12 protein-coding genes and 1 pseudogene are annotated in these 16,744 nt (G+C 61.9%); 10 read left to right on the top strand and 3 right to left on the bottom strand.

Features of this window, described 5'->3' with window-relative positions; all coding sequences use genetic code 11:
* Positions 1-116 precede the first annotated feature (116 nt).
* The 3 genes from M5C71_RS20095 (at position 117) to rarD (ending at position 4,324) form a co-directional block, all read left to right on the top strand.
* Positions 117-2,018, top strand: coding sequence for a PhoX family phosphatase (locus M5C71_RS20095; RefSeq protein WP_248768586.1), 1,902 nt, complete (start codon positions 117-119; stop codon positions 2,016-2,018).
* Positions 2,019-2,268: 250 nt separating this feature from the next.
* Complete coding sequence (locus tag M5C71_RS20100; protein WP_152741079.1) at positions 2,269-3,243, top strand: serine/threonine protein kinase; 975 nt, start codon at positions 2,269-2,271, stop codon at positions 3,241-3,243.
* A 193-nt stretch (positions 3,244-3,436) separates the two neighbouring features.
* Positions 3,437-4,324 carry an EamA family transporter RarD gene (gene rarD, locus M5C71_RS20105; protein ID WP_103497083.1) on the top strand — a complete coding sequence of 296 codons (888 nt, stop codon included), beginning with the start codon at positions 3,437-3,439 and terminating at the stop codon, positions 4,322-4,324.
* Positions 4,325-4,540: 216 nt separating this feature from the next.
* Here the strand turns inward: rarD and M5C71_RS20110 are convergent, their stop codons facing one another.
* Positions 4,541-5,062: an ACT domain-containing protein gene (locus tag M5C71_RS20110; RefSeq protein WP_248768587.1), complete on the bottom strand. Its 522-nt coding sequence runs from the start codon at positions 5,060-5,062 to the stop codon at positions 4,541-4,543.
* A 146-nt stretch (positions 5,063-5,208) separates the two neighbouring features.
* On the opposite strand from M5C71_RS20110, the pseudogene M5C71_RS20115 reads away from it, so the two are divergent.
* Positions 5,209-5,375, top strand: a pseudogene (locus M5C71_RS20115) (IS3 family transposase); the annotation flags it as partial.
* Positions 5,376-5,395: 20 nt separating this feature from the next.
* Here M5C71_RS20115 and M5C71_RS20120 read toward each other — a convergent pair.
* Complete coding sequence (locus M5C71_RS20120; RefSeq protein WP_152741081.1) at positions 5,396-5,905, bottom strand: RICIN domain-containing protein; 510 nt, start codon at positions 5,903-5,905, stop codon at positions 5,396-5,398.
* A gap of 605 nt (positions 5,906-6,510) precedes the next feature.
* Between M5C71_RS20120 and M5C71_RS20125 the strand changes: the two genes are divergently transcribed.
* Positions 6,511-8,688, top strand: coding sequence for a malate synthase G (locus M5C71_RS20125; RefSeq protein WP_248768588.1), 2,178 nt, complete (start codon positions 6,511-6,513; stop codon positions 8,686-8,688).
* A gap of 188 nt (positions 8,689-8,876) precedes the next feature.
* On the opposite strand, the gene M5C71_RS20130 is transcribed toward M5C71_RS20125, so the two are convergent.
* Positions 8,877-9,320, bottom strand: a complete 444-nt coding sequence (locus tag M5C71_RS20130) for a response regulator (RefSeq protein WP_103497087.1) — start codon at positions 9,318-9,320, stop codon at positions 8,877-8,879.
* Positions 9,321-9,571: 251 nt separating this feature from the next.
* On the opposite strand from M5C71_RS20130, the gene M5C71_RS20135 reads away from it, so the two are divergent.
* The 5 genes from M5C71_RS20135 to M5C71_RS20155 all read left to right on the top strand — a co-directional run bounded on the left by M5C71_RS20135 (position 9,572) and on the right by M5C71_RS20155 (position 16,709).
* Positions 9,572-11,506, top strand: a complete 1,935-nt coding sequence (locus M5C71_RS20135; protein ID WP_248768589.1) for a putative nucleotidyltransferase substrate binding domain-containing protein — start codon at positions 9,572-9,574, stop codon at positions 11,504-11,506.
* Positions 11,503-12,210, top strand: a complete 708-nt coding sequence (locus tag M5C71_RS20140) for a 3'-5' exonuclease (RefSeq protein ID WP_248768590.1) — start codon at positions 11,503-11,505, stop codon at positions 12,208-12,210. The genes M5C71_RS20135 and M5C71_RS20140 overlap by 4 nt, the downstream gene beginning before the upstream one ends.
* A gap of 339 nt (positions 12,211-12,549) precedes the next feature.
* A complete protein-coding gene (locus M5C71_RS20145) occupies positions 12,550-13,068 on the top strand; it encodes an RNA polymerase sigma factor (RefSeq protein ID WP_248768591.1) in 519 nt (172 codons plus the stop codon).
* Positions 13,065-14,045, top strand: coding sequence for a FecR family protein (locus M5C71_RS20150; protein WP_248768592.1), 981 nt, complete (start codon positions 13,065-13,067; stop codon positions 14,043-14,045). Before M5C71_RS20145 ends, M5C71_RS20150 begins: the two co-directional genes overlap by 4 nt.
* Before the next feature lie 258 nt (positions 14,046-14,303).
* Positions 14,304-16,709, top strand: a complete 2,406-nt coding sequence (locus tag M5C71_RS20155) for a TonB-dependent siderophore receptor (protein ID WP_248768593.1) — start codon at positions 14,304-14,306, stop codon at positions 16,707-16,709.
* Positions 16,710-16,744 lie beyond the last annotated feature (35 nt).

Genomic DNA, 16,744 nt, shown 5'->3' on the forward strand with positions numbered 1-16,744 from the left:
CCTGTAGGAGCCGGCTTGCCTGCGATCGATCGCGCAGCGATCCCCCCGCTTTTCCTGCAACAAATCCGTCACAACGCATTACTAAGGTGACCCCCTGACCCGCAGGGAGCCTGATCATGAACCTCTTAGAAGAAAACCAACCCACCGACCTGGAACAGATGGTCGGCCTCAGCCGTCGTGGCTTTATCAGTGCCGGCGCCTTGTGCGGCGCGGCGATGTTCCTCGGCGGCAACCTGCTGAGCCGCAGCGTGATGGCTGCCAGCGTCAGCGCCGCCTCCGGCCAACTGCTGGGTTTCGACAGCATCGCCGCCGCCACCCGCGACACCCTGACCTTGCCGCCCGGCTATACCTCGTCAGTGCTGATCAGTTGGGGCCAACCCCTGGCCAAGAACGGCCCGGCCTTCGACCCGAGCGGCAACGGCAGCGCCAAGGCCCAGGAAGTCCAGTTCGGCGACAACAACGACGGCATGAGCCTGTTCCCCTTCCCCGGCGACGACAATCGCGCGCTGATGGCGATCAACAACGAATACACCAACTACCGCTACCTCTATCCCCATGGCGGCCAGCCGCAATCGCTTGAAGACGTGCGCAAGGCCCAGGCCAGTGAAGGCGTGTCGGTGATCGAAATACAGCGCAAGGACGATCAATGGCACTTCGTCCAGGGTTCGGCCTATAACCGGCGGATCCACGGCAACACACCGATCAAATTCGGCGGCCCGGCAGCCGGTCACCCCTGGTTGCAGACCCAGGCCGACAAGCAGGGGCGCAAAGTCCTCGGCACCTTCCAGAACTGCGCCAACGGCAAGACCCCCTGGGGCACCTACCTGACCTGCGAAGAGAACTTCACCGACTGCTTCGGCAGCAGCCATACCGAACAGAAATTCGATGTCGCGCAAAAGCGCTATGGCGTCGTGGCCACCAGCAAGGAAATCAACTGGCACGCCCACGATCCACGTTTCGACATGGCCCTGAATCCCAACGAACTGAATCGTCATGGCTGGGTGGTGGAAATCGATCCGTTCGACCCGCAGTCCACCCCGGTCAAACGCACCGCCCTGGGCCGGTTCAAACACGAGAACGCCGCCCTGGCCGAAACCCGTGACGGCCGCGCCGTGGTCTATATGGGCGACGATGAGCGCGGTGAATTCATCTACAAGTTCATCAGCCGCGACCAGATCAACCACAAGAACCTCAAGGCCAACCGTGACCTGCTGGATCACGGCACCTTGTATGTCGCACGTTTCGACAACGGCGACGGCAACCCTGATCGTCCGAAAGGTTCGGGTGAATGGGTCGAGTTGACCTTCGGCAAGAACGGCATCGACGCAGGCAGCGGTTTCACCAGCCAGGCCGAAGTGCTGATCCATGCCCGACTGGCCGCCAGTGTGGTCAAGGCGACGCGCATGGACCGTCCGGAATGGATCGTCGTCAGCCCCATCGACGGCCAGGTCTATTGCACCCTGACCAACAACGCCAAGCGCGGTGAGGACGGCATGCCGGCCGGCGGACCGAATCCCCGGGAGAAGAATGTCTACGGGCAGATCCTGCGCTGGCAGGCCGCGGGCAATGATCACGGTGCCCACACGTTTGGCTGGGACCTGTTCGTGGTGGCGGGCAACCCGGCGGCGCATCCCGGCACGGCCAAGGCCGGTTCTTCCAACATCACCCCGCAGAATATGTTCAACAGCCCGGACGGCCTGGGTTTCGACAAGGCCGGCCGTCTGTGGATCCTTAGCGACGGCGACTACAGCAACGCCGGGGATTTTGCCGGCATGGGCAATAACCAGATGCTCTGCGCCGACCCGGCCAGCGGGGAAATCCGTCGATTCATGGTCGGCCCGGTGGGTTGCGAAGTGACCGGTATCAGCTTCTCGCCAGATCAGAAGACCTTGTTCGTCGGCATCCAGCATCCGGGTGAAGCCGGCAACTCGACCTTTCCCGAGCATCTGCCGAACGGCAAGCCACGCTCATCGGTGATGGCGATCCGGCGGGAGGATGGCGGGATTATCGGCGCCTGATCAACCGCCCTGGCGCTCAACTCAAAAACGCCACGCCCCCTGTAGGAGCTGGCTTGCCAGCGATGAGGCCCTAGAGCCCTGCGCCGAACTTGCGGACTCCATCGCCAGCAAGCCGGCTCTCACAGGGCCCGCGCTACACCCTGGCATCCTCATGGCCCGGCCACAAACCCCAACAGCCGCCACACCTGCCACCCCGTCTGCGCTAACATGCTTGGCCGGACGCGGCCGCCTGCCGCTCGCAGGAGTCAGCATGTCCCACCCGTTTGAAACACTCACCCCCGACCTGGTGCTCGACGCCGTGGAAAGCATCGGCTTTCTCAGTGACGCCCGGGTCCTGGCGCTCAACAGCTACGAAAACCGTGTCTATCAGGTGGGCATCGAAGACGGCGAACCCCTGATCGCCAAGTTCTACCGCCCCCAGCGCTGGACCAACGAGGCCATCCTCGAAGAACACCGCTTCACCTTCGAACTGGCCGACTGCGACGTCCCGGTCGTCGCGCCGATGATCCACAACGGCGAAAGCCTGTTCGAACACGCCGGTTTTCGCTTCACCCTGTTCCCCCGGCGTGGCGGCCGGGCCCCGGAACCGGGCAATCTCGACCAGCTCTATCGCCTCGGACAACTGCTCGGCCGCCTGCACGCCGTGGGCGCCACCCGTCCGTTCGAACACCGCGAAGCCCTCGGTGTGAAGAACTTCGGCGAAGACTCGCTGACCACCCTGCTGGAAGGCAACTTCATTCCCCGCAGCCTGCTGCCGGCCTACGAGTCCGTGGCCCGCGACCTGCTCAAGCGGGTGCAACAGGTCTACGCCGAGACCCCGCACCAGAACATCCGCATGCACGGCGACTGCCACCCCGGCAACATGATGTGCCGCGACGAGATGTTCCATATCGTCGACCTCGATGACTGCCGCATGGGCCCGGCGGTGCAGGACCTGTGGATGATGCTCGCCGGCGACCGCCAGGAATGCCTCGGCCAACTGTCGGAACTGATGGACGGCTACAGCGAGTTCCACGACTTCAATCCCCGCGAACTGGCGCTGATCGAACCCCTGCGCGCCCTGCGCCTGATGCACTACAGCGCCTGGCTCGCCCGCCGCTGGGACGACCCGGCGTTTCCCCACAGCTTCCCGTGGTTCGGTAGCGAGCGTTACTGGGGCGACCAGGTCCTGGCCTTGCGCGAACAACTCTCCGCGCTGAATGAAGAACCGCTGAAATTATTCTGACGGTTGTGGCAGGATTTAGCGGTGTCGGCGTCTAAAAAGACGCCATCGCGAGCAAGCTCGCTCCTACAGTAATGGATTGCATCCCCCCTGTAAGAGCGAGCTTGCTCGCGATAGGGCCCTCAGCCCCACCGCACCAGCCAAGACCAGCGCACCAACCCCCATAATTAGTTAGCAGCCTAAGCAAGGACTCTGCATGCAAGCCGCCAACCCGCGTCGCGGGTACATCCTTGGCCTCAGCGCCTACATCATCTGGGGCCTGTTCCCCATCTACTTCAAAGCCATCGCCGCCGTACCGGCCGTCGAGATCATCATCCACCGCGTGCTCTGGTCCGCCCTGTTCGGCTCCCTGCTGCTGCTGGTCTGGAAACACCCGGGCTGGTGGCGCGAACTGCGGGACAACCCGCGCCGCCTGGCGATCCTGGCCCTGAGCGGCACCCTGATCGCCGCCAACTGGCTGACCTACGTCTGGTCGGTCAATAACGGACGCATGCTCGAAGCCAGCCTGGGCTACTACATCAATCCGCTGGTCAACGTGCTGCTGGGCATGCTGCTGTTGGGCGAACGCCTGCGCCGCCTGCAATGGATCGCCGTCGGACTCGCCGCCGTGGGTGTGGCGCAGCAGGTCTGGCAGGTTGGCAGCCTGCCCTGGATCTCGCTGGTGCTGGCGCTGACCTTCGGTTTCTACGGGCTGATCCGCAAACAGGCACCGGTCAAGGCCCTGCCGGGCTTGGTGGTGGAAACCTGGATGCTGGTGCCCATCGCCATCGGCTGGCTGTTGCTGAACCCGCTCGCCACCAGCGCCCAGGCCGAATTCTGGACCACCTCGCAAGCCTGGTGGCTGATCGCCGCCGGCCCGGTCACGCTGATCCCGCTGGTGAGCTTCAACGCGGCGGCGCGTCACCTGCCCTACACCACCCTGGGTTTCCTGCAATACATCGCGCCAACCCTGGTGTTGCTGCTGGCCGTGCTGCTGTACGACGAACACCTGACCGCCAGCAACCTGATGGCCTTCGTGTTTATCTGGACGGGACTGGCGGTGTACAGCGTCGATGCCTGGCTCAGCCTGCGCAAGCGCAGCTGATCAAAAAACACACAAAATCCTGCAAGCCTTGCTCCACCTGGGCTGCAGGCTTCTACCCCAAGGTTATCCACAAGCCGGTCCACGCCGTTTGTGCACAAGCCCTTGAAACTGCTCGTTTTTTGCTCAGTTCCTGGAAAGCCCCGGCCGGCCTGGTCGGGCGCCGGCTCTCCCCAGGTTATCCACAGGCCCGTCCCCGTTAAAACTGGATAACCCGCTTCACTCTTCGTCACTGCGCAGCATCAACTCCACCATCAGCTCATCAGCCAGGGTTTCCAGGCCCGACTGCAAGGCTTCCAGCGGCAGGTCAAACGGCACCGCCAGGATCGCCTCGGCATGAAACAAAGGGTCGCCGCTCATGGGCGCGGGGCTCACGTCGGTCACCAGTTGCTCCAGATTGATGCCTTGTTCAGTCAACAAACGGGTGATGTCCCGCACAATGCCCGGGCGATCGTTGCCCACCAGTTCCATCGCGATGGGTTTCCAGCGGCCGGGCGCTTCGCCGCCACCGGGAATCACCTGGATCTGAATCCCCTGGCTGGAGAGGGCTTGGAGTGCCTTGATCAACGCGTCATGGGCCTCGGCGGGCGCCTCGACCCGGACAATCCCGACAAACTGCCCGGCCAGGCCCGACATGCGGCTTTCCAGCCAGTTGCCGCCGTGCTCGGCGATGCACAGGGCAATCTGCTCGACCTGGCCGGCCTTGTCGGGTGCGAATACTGTCAGTACGAGATGGTCCACGGGATAGCCCTCTTGTCGTTGGTCGCTCTAGTATAGGCAAGCGGGCCACACCCGTGGGCACTTGGGGGATTGATATAACTCGATCTTTCGAGCCGGGCTCTCAGTAATGGCTGATATACATCAAAACGTAGTTCAAGATGCACCGTTCGATGTCACGCAAGGGCAACTGTTTCGACAAGGCACTGATAGAAAGCTTTTGGGGGCGCTGAAGAACGAACTCATCCATCATCGCCAACGCCGCCACTCACGACTTGTTTACCCGGCCCTGGCTGAACTTACCCGGAAATACTGGAACCCAGCCAGGGCCGTTTGAAGCGCAACTGTCTGCTCTTGTCAGGGCTGTACAGCGTTAATACCTATCATGAAATCTTCAGCGGGGATATGAGGACCACCCCTGAGAATGACCAGTGTATCATCTGTTGTACTGGAGTCATCGACCGCCAAGAGGAATCTGCTCACGCTGCTTTCAATAGTTACAAAACGGCTTCCTGAGCGCCTAATTATCCAAATTTGATTATTTTCCCCATTCTTCTCGACAACGACGACATCTGTGCCTTTTGCAGTCATGTACGCGTTAAACGGAAAGCATTGAATCTCTCCCTCCCACACACCGACAGGCGACGACTCGGTAGTATTAAACGTCCACAATGCGAATAACAAATTATCCCTAGTGGTAATCCTAAGATCAGGATTACTAGCGCTATGATGAAAGAGAAAACTTCTTTCATTTAAAGCCGTGAATATTTTTCTTGGCTCAGCTGGAAGGCTTAACGCCCCAACCGAGCCATCCTCAAGCACCTGATCTGGCGTTGCAGGTTCAGGGGTATTGGTACTCTTTTTCATAAAGGCTCTCCTTTACTTACTGGTTCTTGCTGATTGAAGTAACAGCAATGAAAACAGCAATGGCGAAGAACCGAGGAAGCTTGCCAACAACCGGCTGACACACAATACCCAAGCCCTCAGTGTAGCTTGATGAGGAAAGGTACAAGCTCGACCAGGCCCTGTACGCGCAAGATACGGACAAGCGGATGACATCGGGCCTGCCCTTCGAAAGATCAGGCACGCTTCCACACCATCCCCACCACACACCACGGCGCCGTACGGAAAAACAAATCGTGTACCATTTTCAGATTTATCTGGAACAATCCATACTTTTCTTGAGAACATCAGCGACTGATGCGTGACCGGACAGAACCCACTGGTCGCGAAACGACGTATTTAGTCTAATTTTCACAACCGCAATGCATCATGTAGTATGCGCCGGCACGCACTACATAACGTTGGATCGACGTCTGCCCGAGTGTCTGTGAGATCACGGAAAGCCCCGCCGGCTCAGGTCGGTCGGGCGAGCCCAGCCGCCCGCGAGGGCATGTTCTGGTACTGTGTTCAGAGAAGCACGCAAGGCTTTAAACAGAAGAGCTGAATAGCTGAGCAGAGTGAGGCAAGCAATGACTGAACACGTTCAAGTCGGTGGCCTTCAGGTCGCCAAAGTCCTGTTCGACTTCGTGAATAACGAAGCCATTCCCGGTACCGGTCTGACCGCCGACCAGTTCTGGGCCGGCGCCGACAAGGTCATCCATGACCTGGCCCCGAAGAACCAGGCCCTACTCGCCAAACGCGATGATTTCCAGGCCCGGATCGATGCCTGGCACCAGTCCCGGGCCGGCCAGGCCCACGACGCCGTGGCTTACAAAGCCTTCCTGCAAGACATTGGCTACCTGCTGCCAGAAGCGGCGGATTTCCAGGCCACGACCCAGAATGTCGACGACGAGATCGCCCGCATGGCCGGCCCACAGTTGGTGGTGCCGGTGATGAACGCGCGTTTCGCCCTCAACGCCTCGAACGCCCGCTGGGGTTCGCTGTATGACGCACTCTATGGCACCGATGCCATCAGCGAAGCGGACGGCGCGGAAAAAGGCAAAGGCTACAACAAGGTCCGTGGCGACAAGGTCATCGCCTTCGCCCGCGCCTTCCTCGACGAAGCCACGCCCCTGGCCGCCGGCTCCCATGTCGACGCCGTGGGCTACAAGATCGTCGACGGCAAACTCGTGGTCGCCCTCAAGGGCGGCAGCAACAGCGGCCTGCGCAACGACGCCCAGTTGATCGGCTTCCAGGGCGATGCCGCAGCCCCCACCGCGATCCTGCTGAAAAACCACGGCCTGCACTTCGAAATCCAGATCGACGCCAGCAGCCCCGTCGGCCAGACCGATGCCGCCGGCGTGAAGGACCTGCTGATGGAAGCGGCCCTGACCACCATCATGGACTGCGAAGACTCGGTCGCCGCCGTCGATGCCGATGACAAGGTGGTGATCTACCGCAACTGGCTCGGCCTGATGAAGGGCGACCTGGCGGAACAGGTCGCCAAGGGCGGCACCACCTTCACCCGGACCATGAACGCCGACCGCCGCTACACCGCCGTCGATGGCAGTGAGTTGAGCCTGCACGGTCGCTCGCTGCTGTTCGTGCGCAACGTCGGTCACCTGATGACCATCGATGCGATCCTCGACAGCCACGGCAACGAAGTGCCCGAAGGCATCCTCGACGGCCTGATCACCAGCCTCGCGGCGATCCACAGCCTCAACGGCAACAGCGTGCGCAAGAACAGCCGCACCGGCTCGGTCTATATCGTCAAGCCGAAGATGCACGGTCCGGAAGAAGCGGCGTTCACCAACGAGCTGTTCGGCCGTATCGAAGAGGTCCTGAACCTGCCGCGCAATACCCTGAAAGTCGGGATCATGGACGAAGAGCGACGCACCACCGTCAATCTGAAAGCCTGCATCAAGGCCGCCAGCGAGCGCGTGGTGTTTATCAACACCGGCTTCCTCGACCGCACCGGCGACGAGATCCACACCTCCATGGAAGCCGGCGCGATGGTGCGCAAGGCCGCCATGAAGACGGAAAAATGGATCGGCGCCTACGAGAACTGGAACGTCGATATCGGTTTGAGCACCGGCCTGCAAGGTCGCGCCCAGATCGGTAAAGGCATGTGGGCCATGCCCGACCTGATGGCGGCGATGCTCGAACAGAAAATCGCCCATCCACTGGCCGGCGCCAACACCGCCTGGGTCCCGTCGCCGACCGCGGCCGCGTTGCATGCGCTGCATTACCACAAGGTCGACGTATTCGCCCGCCAGGCCGAACTGGCCAAACGCGCGCGGGCTTCGCTCGACGATATCCTGACCATCCCGTTGGCGAGCAATACCGACTGGTCGGCCGAGGAGATCCGCAGCGAGCTGGACAACAACGCCCAGGGCATCCTCGGCTACGTGGTGCGCTGGATCGACCAGGGTGTCGGTTGCTCGAAGGTGCCGGACATCCATGATGTCGGCCTGATGGAGGACCGCGCCACCCTGCGCATTTCCAGCCAGCACATCGCCAACTGGCTACGCCATGGCGTGGTCACCCAGGACCAGGTCATGGAAAGCCTCAAGCGCATGGCCCCGGTGGTCGATCGGCAGAATGCCGGTGACGCGCTGTACCGCCCGCTGGCCCCGGACTTCGACAGCAACATCGCCTTCCAGGCGGCGGTCGAACTGGTGATCGAAGGGACCAAACAGCCCAACGGCTACACCGAACCGGTACTGCACCGTCGGCGTCGTGAGTTCAAGGCCCGCAACGGCCTGTAATCCCGCGCTGATGGCGAAAAGAAAAAGCCCTGATCGGTAACGATCAGGGCTTTTTCATTCCGGTCGCCTCAAGACACCGCTCCCTGTAGGAGCGAGCTTGCTCGCGATGGGCGTCAACGATAACGCTGGGCATCTGATACCCCACGGTGCCTGGGCCACCATCGCGAGCAAGCTCGCTCCTACAGGGGCTAAGCCACCATCCCCAGCTCACGCTTGACCAGCTTCAGCAACTGCGTGGTATCGATGGGCTTGAGCAAGAAATCCACCACGCTCAAATGCATCGCATCAATAGCATCACGCACCTGGGCATTGCCGGAGACGATGATGATCGGCAGCGCCGCCCGCTCCGAGCCGCGCACCTTGCGAATCAGGTCCAAGCCATCATCGGCCATGCGCAAATCAGTGATCAGCAGACCGATGCCGCGGTTGGACTCCAGCAACGCAAAGGCCGCCGCGCCACTGGCGGCGGTCACGCAGTGGATATCGTGGAGGGCGAGAATTTCCGACAGCAACTCCCGGGCATCCTGGTCGTCATCGACAATCAGGACCCGCTGATACGACAATTGCGGTGCCTGCATCACCTGCAGAATGGCCTCGCGCTCGGCATCGCTTAAAATATCGTGGTCAGACATACGGCTCTCTGGTATCCCTTCGGCAATCCAATCCCCTAGCACAGTGCTCAGACATCGCTAAACGGATGCTCAATGTGCACTTCGTCGGAAAGTTTTCCAAGTCGATATTTGTTAAGAATCTGCTTCTTCAACTGTAGGCCATTTCTCAAACCTAGACTTACGTCCAATGGGCACCCGGGAAGCGGGGGCCGAACATGGGTAGAACGGCGATTCTTCGCGCCCATAACAACGGACAAAAATCGGTAGCGGTCATGAGCAAAGCGGATGCCTTCAGCCAGGCCGGGAAGACCGCGGTGTTGCAAAACATCCACGGCACCTTGCAGTTCCTGCAGCGATTCCCACCCTTCAATCAGATGGAGAACGCCCATCTGGCCTATCTGGTTGAACAGTGTCAACTGCGTTTCTACAGCACGGGCGAGAGCATCATCAAGCCCGCCGACGGGCCGGTGGAGCACTTTTATATCGTCAAGCAGGGACGGGTGGTCGGCGAGCGCCCGCACACGGCCAAGGGCGGCAGCGAAACCGTCTTCGAAATCACCACCGGCGAGTGCTTCCCCCTCGCGGCGCTGCTCGGTGAGCGGGCCACCCGTACCGAACACCTGGCCGGCGAAGACACCTTCTGCCTGCAACTGAACAAACCGGCGTTTATCAAGCTGTTTTCCTCCTCCGAGATCTTTCGCAATTTTGCCCTGCGTTGCGTCAGCAGCCTGCTGGACCAGGTCAATCAGCAAGTCCAGCGCAAAGCCGTGGAAACCCTCGGCACCCAGTATTCGCTCAATAGCCGCCTCGGCGAGCTGGCGATGCGTCACCCGGTGACCTGCAGCCCGAGCACTCCGCTGCGCGAAGCGGTGACCCTGATGCACGAGCAGCAGGTCGGCAGTATCGTGGTGGTGAACGAAGCCAAGGCCCCACTCGGCATCTTCACCTTGCGCGACCTGCGCCAGGTGGTGGCCGACGGCGTCCATGACTTCAACCAGCCCATCGACCAACACATGACCCAGGCCCCCTTCGCCCTGACCCCGGACCACAGCGCCTTCGACGCCGCGATGGCCATGACCGAACGGCACATCGCCCATGTCTGCCTGGTGAAAGAGCAGCGCCTGTGCGGCGTGGTCTCCGAGCGCGACCTGTTTTCCCTGCAACGGGTCGACCTGGTGCACCTGGCGCGGACCATCCGCAGCGCGGCGCGCCTGGACAACCTGATCGCCATTCGCGGCGAGATCGGCCAGTTGGTGGAACGCATGCTGGCCCACGGTGCGTCATCGACCCAGATCACCCAGATCATCACCCTGCTCAACGACCACAGCGTCTGCCGGGTCATCGAACTGACCCTGGCCGAGAAAGGCGATCCGGGCGTGCCGTTCAGCTGGCTGTGTTTCGGCAGCGAGGGCCGCCGCGAGCAGACGCTGTACACCGACCAGGACAACGGCATCCTGTTCGAGGCCCGCGACGCCGCCCATGCCGCCGAGATTCGCGGCAAGCTGCTGCCCCTGGCGCAGCAGATCAACCAGAGCCTGGCGCTGTGCGGCTTCAGCCTGTGCAAAGGCAATATCATGGCCGGCAACCCTGAGCTGTGCCTGTCGCGGGCCGAATGGGCACGGCGCTTCTCCGCCTTTATTCGCGAAGCCACGCCGGAGAACCTGCTGGCCTCGAGCATCTATTTCGACCTGCGGGTGGTCTGGGGCGAGGAACAGGCCTGCCAGCAACTGCGCCAGGGCATCCTCGCCCAGGTCGCCGACAACCGGCTGTTCCAACGCATGATGGCCGAAAACGCCCTGCGCCAGCGCCCACCGGTGGGGCGTTTGCGCGAGTTCGTGCTGAGCCGCAACGGCAGCGACAAGGCCACCCTGGATTTGAAAGTCCAGGGCCTGACCCCGTTCGTCGACGGTGCCCGCCTGCTGGCGCTGGCCAATGGTATCGAGGCCAGCAATACCCTCGAACGCCTGCGCCAACTGGTAGCCAAGGAAGTCATCGAAAGCCTCGACGGCGCGGCTTATGAAGAGGCCTATCACTTCATCCAGCAGACCCGCTTGCAGCAACATCAACTGCAGACCCGGCAGAATCTGCCGTATTCCAATCGGGTCGATCCGGAAAGCCTCAACCAGCTGGACCGACGCATCCTGCGTGAAGCCCTGCGCCAGGCCCAACGCCTGCAAAGCAGCCTGGCCCTGCGGTATCAGCTATGAAGCTGTTTTCCTGGCTGAGGGCCAACGAGCCGACACTGGATGCCGCGACACAGGTGCGGCTCAGGCAACTGCCCGCCGCCAAGCCCCTGGACGAGTGTTCGCTGCGGGAACAGCGCTGGGTTGTCCTCGACCTGGAAACCAGCGGCCTGAACCTGAACCGCGACCAGGTGCTGTCCATCGGCGCGGTGGTCATCGAAGACGGCGCCATCGACCTGGGGCAGTGCTTTGAACGGACCTTGTTGCGCCCCAGACAGAGCGTCAACCCCAGCGTGCTGATCCATGGTCTGGGGCCGAGTGCCCTGGCCGCCGGCAGCGATCCGGCGCAGGCATTGCTGGACTTTATGGAGTTCGTCGGCGACAGCCCGTTGCTGGCGTTCCATGCGCCCTTTGACCAGCACATGCTCACCCGCGCCCTGAAAGACAGCCTCGGGTATCGCCTGCAACATCCTTTTTTTGATGTCGCCGATATCGCGCCGTTGTTATGCCCGCAAGCGACCTTGCGCGAAGCCGGGCTGGACGATTGGATCGACCATTTCAAGTTGCAGGTGGAGGAGCGGCATAACGCCAGCGCCGACGCCCTGGCCACCGCCGAACTGGCGCTGATCCTGTTCAGCCGGGCGCGGCAGCAGCAGATCGATAGCCCGTTGAAGCTGCAACAACGCCTGGGGCAGTGGAAACGTCGTCAGCAGAGCCCCTCTTTCTAAAGCCTGCCACATCCCCTTGTAGGAGCCCGGCTTGCCGGCGATGGCGGTCGCATGGGCGGTGCAAGGCTCAAGGGCCTCTTCGCGGGCAAGCCCTGCTCCTACAGTTTTGCGTCGAGCACAGATTTGGCGCACGACATAGAACTGTAGGAGCAGGGCTTGCCCGCGAAGACGTCAGTCCCGACACCGCAATACCCGAGAGCCCCACAACCATCGAGCTCACTTCCCACAACCCACCAATGGCACACAACCAATCGACCAGCAGCCATTGCGCCTTTTCCTGGGCCCTGACACAATCGCGAATAATTCTCGTTATTTTAAACTTCTTCTCGGTGATGTCCGTTGTCGTCAGTCCGAAGCCCCCACCATGCCCTTGTCGGCGCGCTGTATCGCGACCATCGCAGCTGGCTGTTGGCTTGGCTGCGCCGCAACATTGCCTGCCCGCAGCGGGCCGAAGACCTGAGCCAGGACACCTTTGTCCGCCTGCTGGGCCGCGACGAACTGAACACACCGCACCAACCCCGGGCCTTCCTCGTGGCCATCGCCAAAGGCCTGCTGTTCGACCACTTCCGCCGCGCCGCGCTGGAACAGGCCTACCTCAGTGAACTGATGCTGATCCCGGAGGGCGAGCAACCGTCCCCGGAAGAACAGCACCTGATCCTCGAAGACCTGCGGGCCATCGACCACCTGCTCGGCAAGCTCTCGAGCAAGTCCCGCGCCGCGTTCCTCTACAGCCGCATCGACGGCCTCGCCCATGCCGAGATCGCCGAAAAGCTCGGCGTTTCCGTGCCCCGCGTGCGCCAGTACCTGGCCCAGGGCATTCGCCAGTGCTATGTCGCGCTGTACGGCGAGCCGACATGAATCAGTTCAGCGCCAAACCGGTTTCCGCCCGCGTCCTCGATGCCGCCATTGCCTGGCAGTTGTGCCTGGACTCGGGCGGTCGCAACACCGTGGAACAGGCCGAGTTCGAGAAATGGCACGCGGCCCATGAAGAACACGCCCGCGCCTGGTCGCAGTTGGGCATGCTCGACCAACGCTTCAGCGGCACCAGCGGCCCGGCGCGGGGCGCCCTGCTGAAATCCCGCGACGGCCTCCGCCAACGGGTACGCAAGCTCGGCAGTGGCCTGGCCAGTGTGATACTGGCCTGCGGCCTGGCGCTGTTTCTCGGCAATCGCTACCTGCCCATCGATTACTGGCTGGCCGACCAGCGCACCGCCACCGGCGAGCAACGCACCCTGTACCTGACCGACGGTACGACGATCCAGCTCAACACCCACAGTGCCCTGGATGTGCGCTTCGATAAGAAGACCCGGCGCATCGTCCTGCGCGACGGCGAAATCATGATCGAGACCGGCCATGGCGATGCCCGACCGTTTATCGTCGAAACCGATGAAGGGCGCATGCGCGCACTGGGTACGCGTTTCCTGGTCAAGCGTGAAGACGACGGCACGCTATTGAGTGTTCTGCAATCGGCGGTGGCTGCTCGTCCACAGGCCGGCGCCGACGAACAGATCCTCCATGAAGGCCAGCAGGTGCTGATGCGCCGTGACAGCCTCGGTCCGTTGCAGGCCCTCAACCCCGGCACCGATGCCTGGACCCGGGGCATGCTGGTGGTGGACAACGTGCGCTTGGCCGACATGCTCGAAGAGTTGGGTCGCTACCGACGCGGCCATCTGGGGGTCGACCCGCAAGTCGCCAGCCTGCGGATCACCGGCAGTTTCCCGCTGCATGACACCGACCTGGCGCTGACCGCATTACTGCCGACCCTGCCGGTGCAGATCACGCGGCATACCCAGTGGTGGGTGACGTTACGGGCCAAGACCGATACCCAGCCCTGAGCCGAATCTGGCGGATTGAAACACTATCGACTGTGGGAGCGGAGCTTGCCCGCGAAGCTTTTGGCGGCCTCAAGGTCCTCTTCGCGGGCAAGCTCCGCTCCCACAGAGTCATCAGCTCGGGTATTGAGCGACCGCCTCCACAAAATCGACGTTCGCCCCTCGATGTGAATCTAAATTATTTACAATCAACCCTATCAGTTTCTGAATTTCGCTCGGCCCATAGGCATTGAGAAACATTTCCATTCAGGAACCCGCCCTATGTCCCGCCCGCTCGACACCTTGCTGCGCCCCAGTCTCCTCGCCGCCGCCATTGCCCTTGGCACCCCGTTGCTCAGCCCGACGCTGATGGCGGCCGAACAGGCTTCCAGCGTTCACGCCTACAACCTGCCCGCCGGACCGCTGGGTTCGACCCTGAGCCAGATCGCCAGCCAGGCGGGCCTGGCCCTGAGCCTCGACCCGGCGCTGGCCTCGGACAAAACCTCGGCACCGGTCAAAGGCCAGTTCGACGCCATCACCGCCCTGCACAAAGCTCTTGGCGGTACCGGTCTGCAATTGATCCAAAGCAGCGCCGGGACCTACACCCTGATCGCGATCCCGAGCGGCGTCGTGGCCTTGCCGGAAACCAACATCACCGGCCAGGGCATTGCTGAAAGCGCCTGGGGCCCGGTCGAAGGCTATACCGCCACACGCACCGCCGCCGGCACCAAGACCGATACGCCGATTGTCGAGGCACCGCGCTCGATTTCGGTCATTACCCGTGAACAGATGGAAGACCGTGGCGTCCAGAACCTCGACGACGCCCTGCGCTACACCCCCGGCGTGATCGCCAGCAGCTACGGCAGCGATTCGCGCGCCGACTGGTTGCGGATCCGTGGCTTCGAACCGACCCAGTTCCTTGATGGCCTGCCACTGCCCAAAGGTTCCTACGCCAACCCGAAACTCGAAACCTGGGACCTGGAACGTATTGCCGTCCTGCGTGGCCCGGCCTCTTCGGTCTATGGTCAAACCCCGCCAGGCGGCATGCTCGACATGGTCAGCCGTCGCCCCGAGGCCGAGAGCAGCCACGAAGTCCGTGCCGAAATAGGCAGCAACAACCGCAAACAGATCAGTTTCGACAGCACCGGCAAAATCGACGACGACGGCCGCTTCCTCTATCGCATCGACGGTGTCATCCGTGACGGCAACACGCCCATCGACGATGTCAGCGACAAGCGCTACAACATCGCACCCAGCCTGACCTGGAATGTCGACGACGATACGCACCTGACCTTCCTGTCCGCATTCACCCGCGACGATACCGGTATCAGCGGCCAGTTCCTGCCCCTGCAAGGCACCAAGCTGCCTTCGGCGGCCGGGCCGATTTCACACAGCAAAAACCTCGGCGATCCGGATTCGGACTACTACGACCGCACTTACTACGCCCTGGGTTACGCCTTCGATCACCGCTTCAACGATGTCTGGCAGTTCAAACAGAACCTGCGCTACACCAAGAGCGAGCTGAATTTCCGTCAGGCCTACGCCTCCTTCGGCGATGTCGTCGCGCCGGACGGCACCCTGACCCGTCTGGTCGACAAGGTCGACGAAAATATCAGCCAGATCGCACTGGACAACCACTTCCAGGCCGACTTCCAGACCGGCGCCCTTAGCCACACCGTCCTGCTGGGCCTGGACCATCAGCGCACCGATACCCGCTACAAATGGCAGGAAGGCAACGCGCCTGACAGCAACGTGAACAACCCGATCTACGGGCAGAACTTCTCCAATATCGCTTACAACACCTTCTACAACTACAACCAGAAGACCAACCAGACCGGCCTGTATGCCCAGGACCAGATCGCGTTGGACAAGTGGCGCCTGACCCTCGGTGGCCGTGAGGACTGGATTCACACCGGCACCACCTTCTTCAACAATAACAATGCCACCCACACCCAGCGCGACAGCGCCTTCAGCGGCAACGCCGGCCTGAGCTATGTGTTCGACTCCGGGATCACCCCTTACATTTCCTACACCGAGTCGTTCCAGCCATCCGCGGGCGCCAACGCCAGCGCAACCCAGTCCTTCAAACCGACTCAAGGCCATCAGTACGAAGCCGGTGTGAAGTACCAACCGCCAGGCAGCAAGACCCTGCTCACGGCGGCCGTCTTCGACCTTCGCCAGAAAAACGTCTCGGTCAGCGACCGTGGCATCACCAGCCAGATCGGCGAAACCAAGGTCCGTGGCCTGGAGCTGGAAGCCACGTCCGACGTGACCAAGAACCTCAAGCTGATCGCGGCCTACACCTACACCGACTCGGAAATCCTCAAGGGCGACGACCAGGGCAACCGCCTGCAACTGGTACCGCGTAACCAGGCGTCCCTCTGGAGCGACTACACCTGGCGCACCGGCTTCCTCGATGGCTTCGGTGTCGGCGGTGGCGTGCGTTATGTCGGCGATACCTTCGGCAACACGGCCAACACCCCCAATGGTCACGTCAGCGCCTACACCGTCTATGACGCTGCGGTGCATTACGACCTGGGTCGCCTGAGCAGTTCCCTGGCCGGTGCGTCGGTGGAAGTCAACGCGAAGAACCTGTTCAACAAGGACTACCTCTCCACCTGCGACGGCACCTGGTGCTACTACGGTGACCAACGCAGCGTGGTCGCCGCCGTGAACTACAAGTGGTAACCCGCTAGCCGCATCGCGTCGAAACAAGGGTCACG

The organism is Pseudomonas sp. MWU12-2345 (assembly GCF_023242385.1).
Classification (GTDB): domain Bacteria; phylum Pseudomonadota; class Gammaproteobacteria; order Pseudomonadales; family Pseudomonadaceae; genus Aquipseudomonas; species Aquipseudomonas gingeri_D.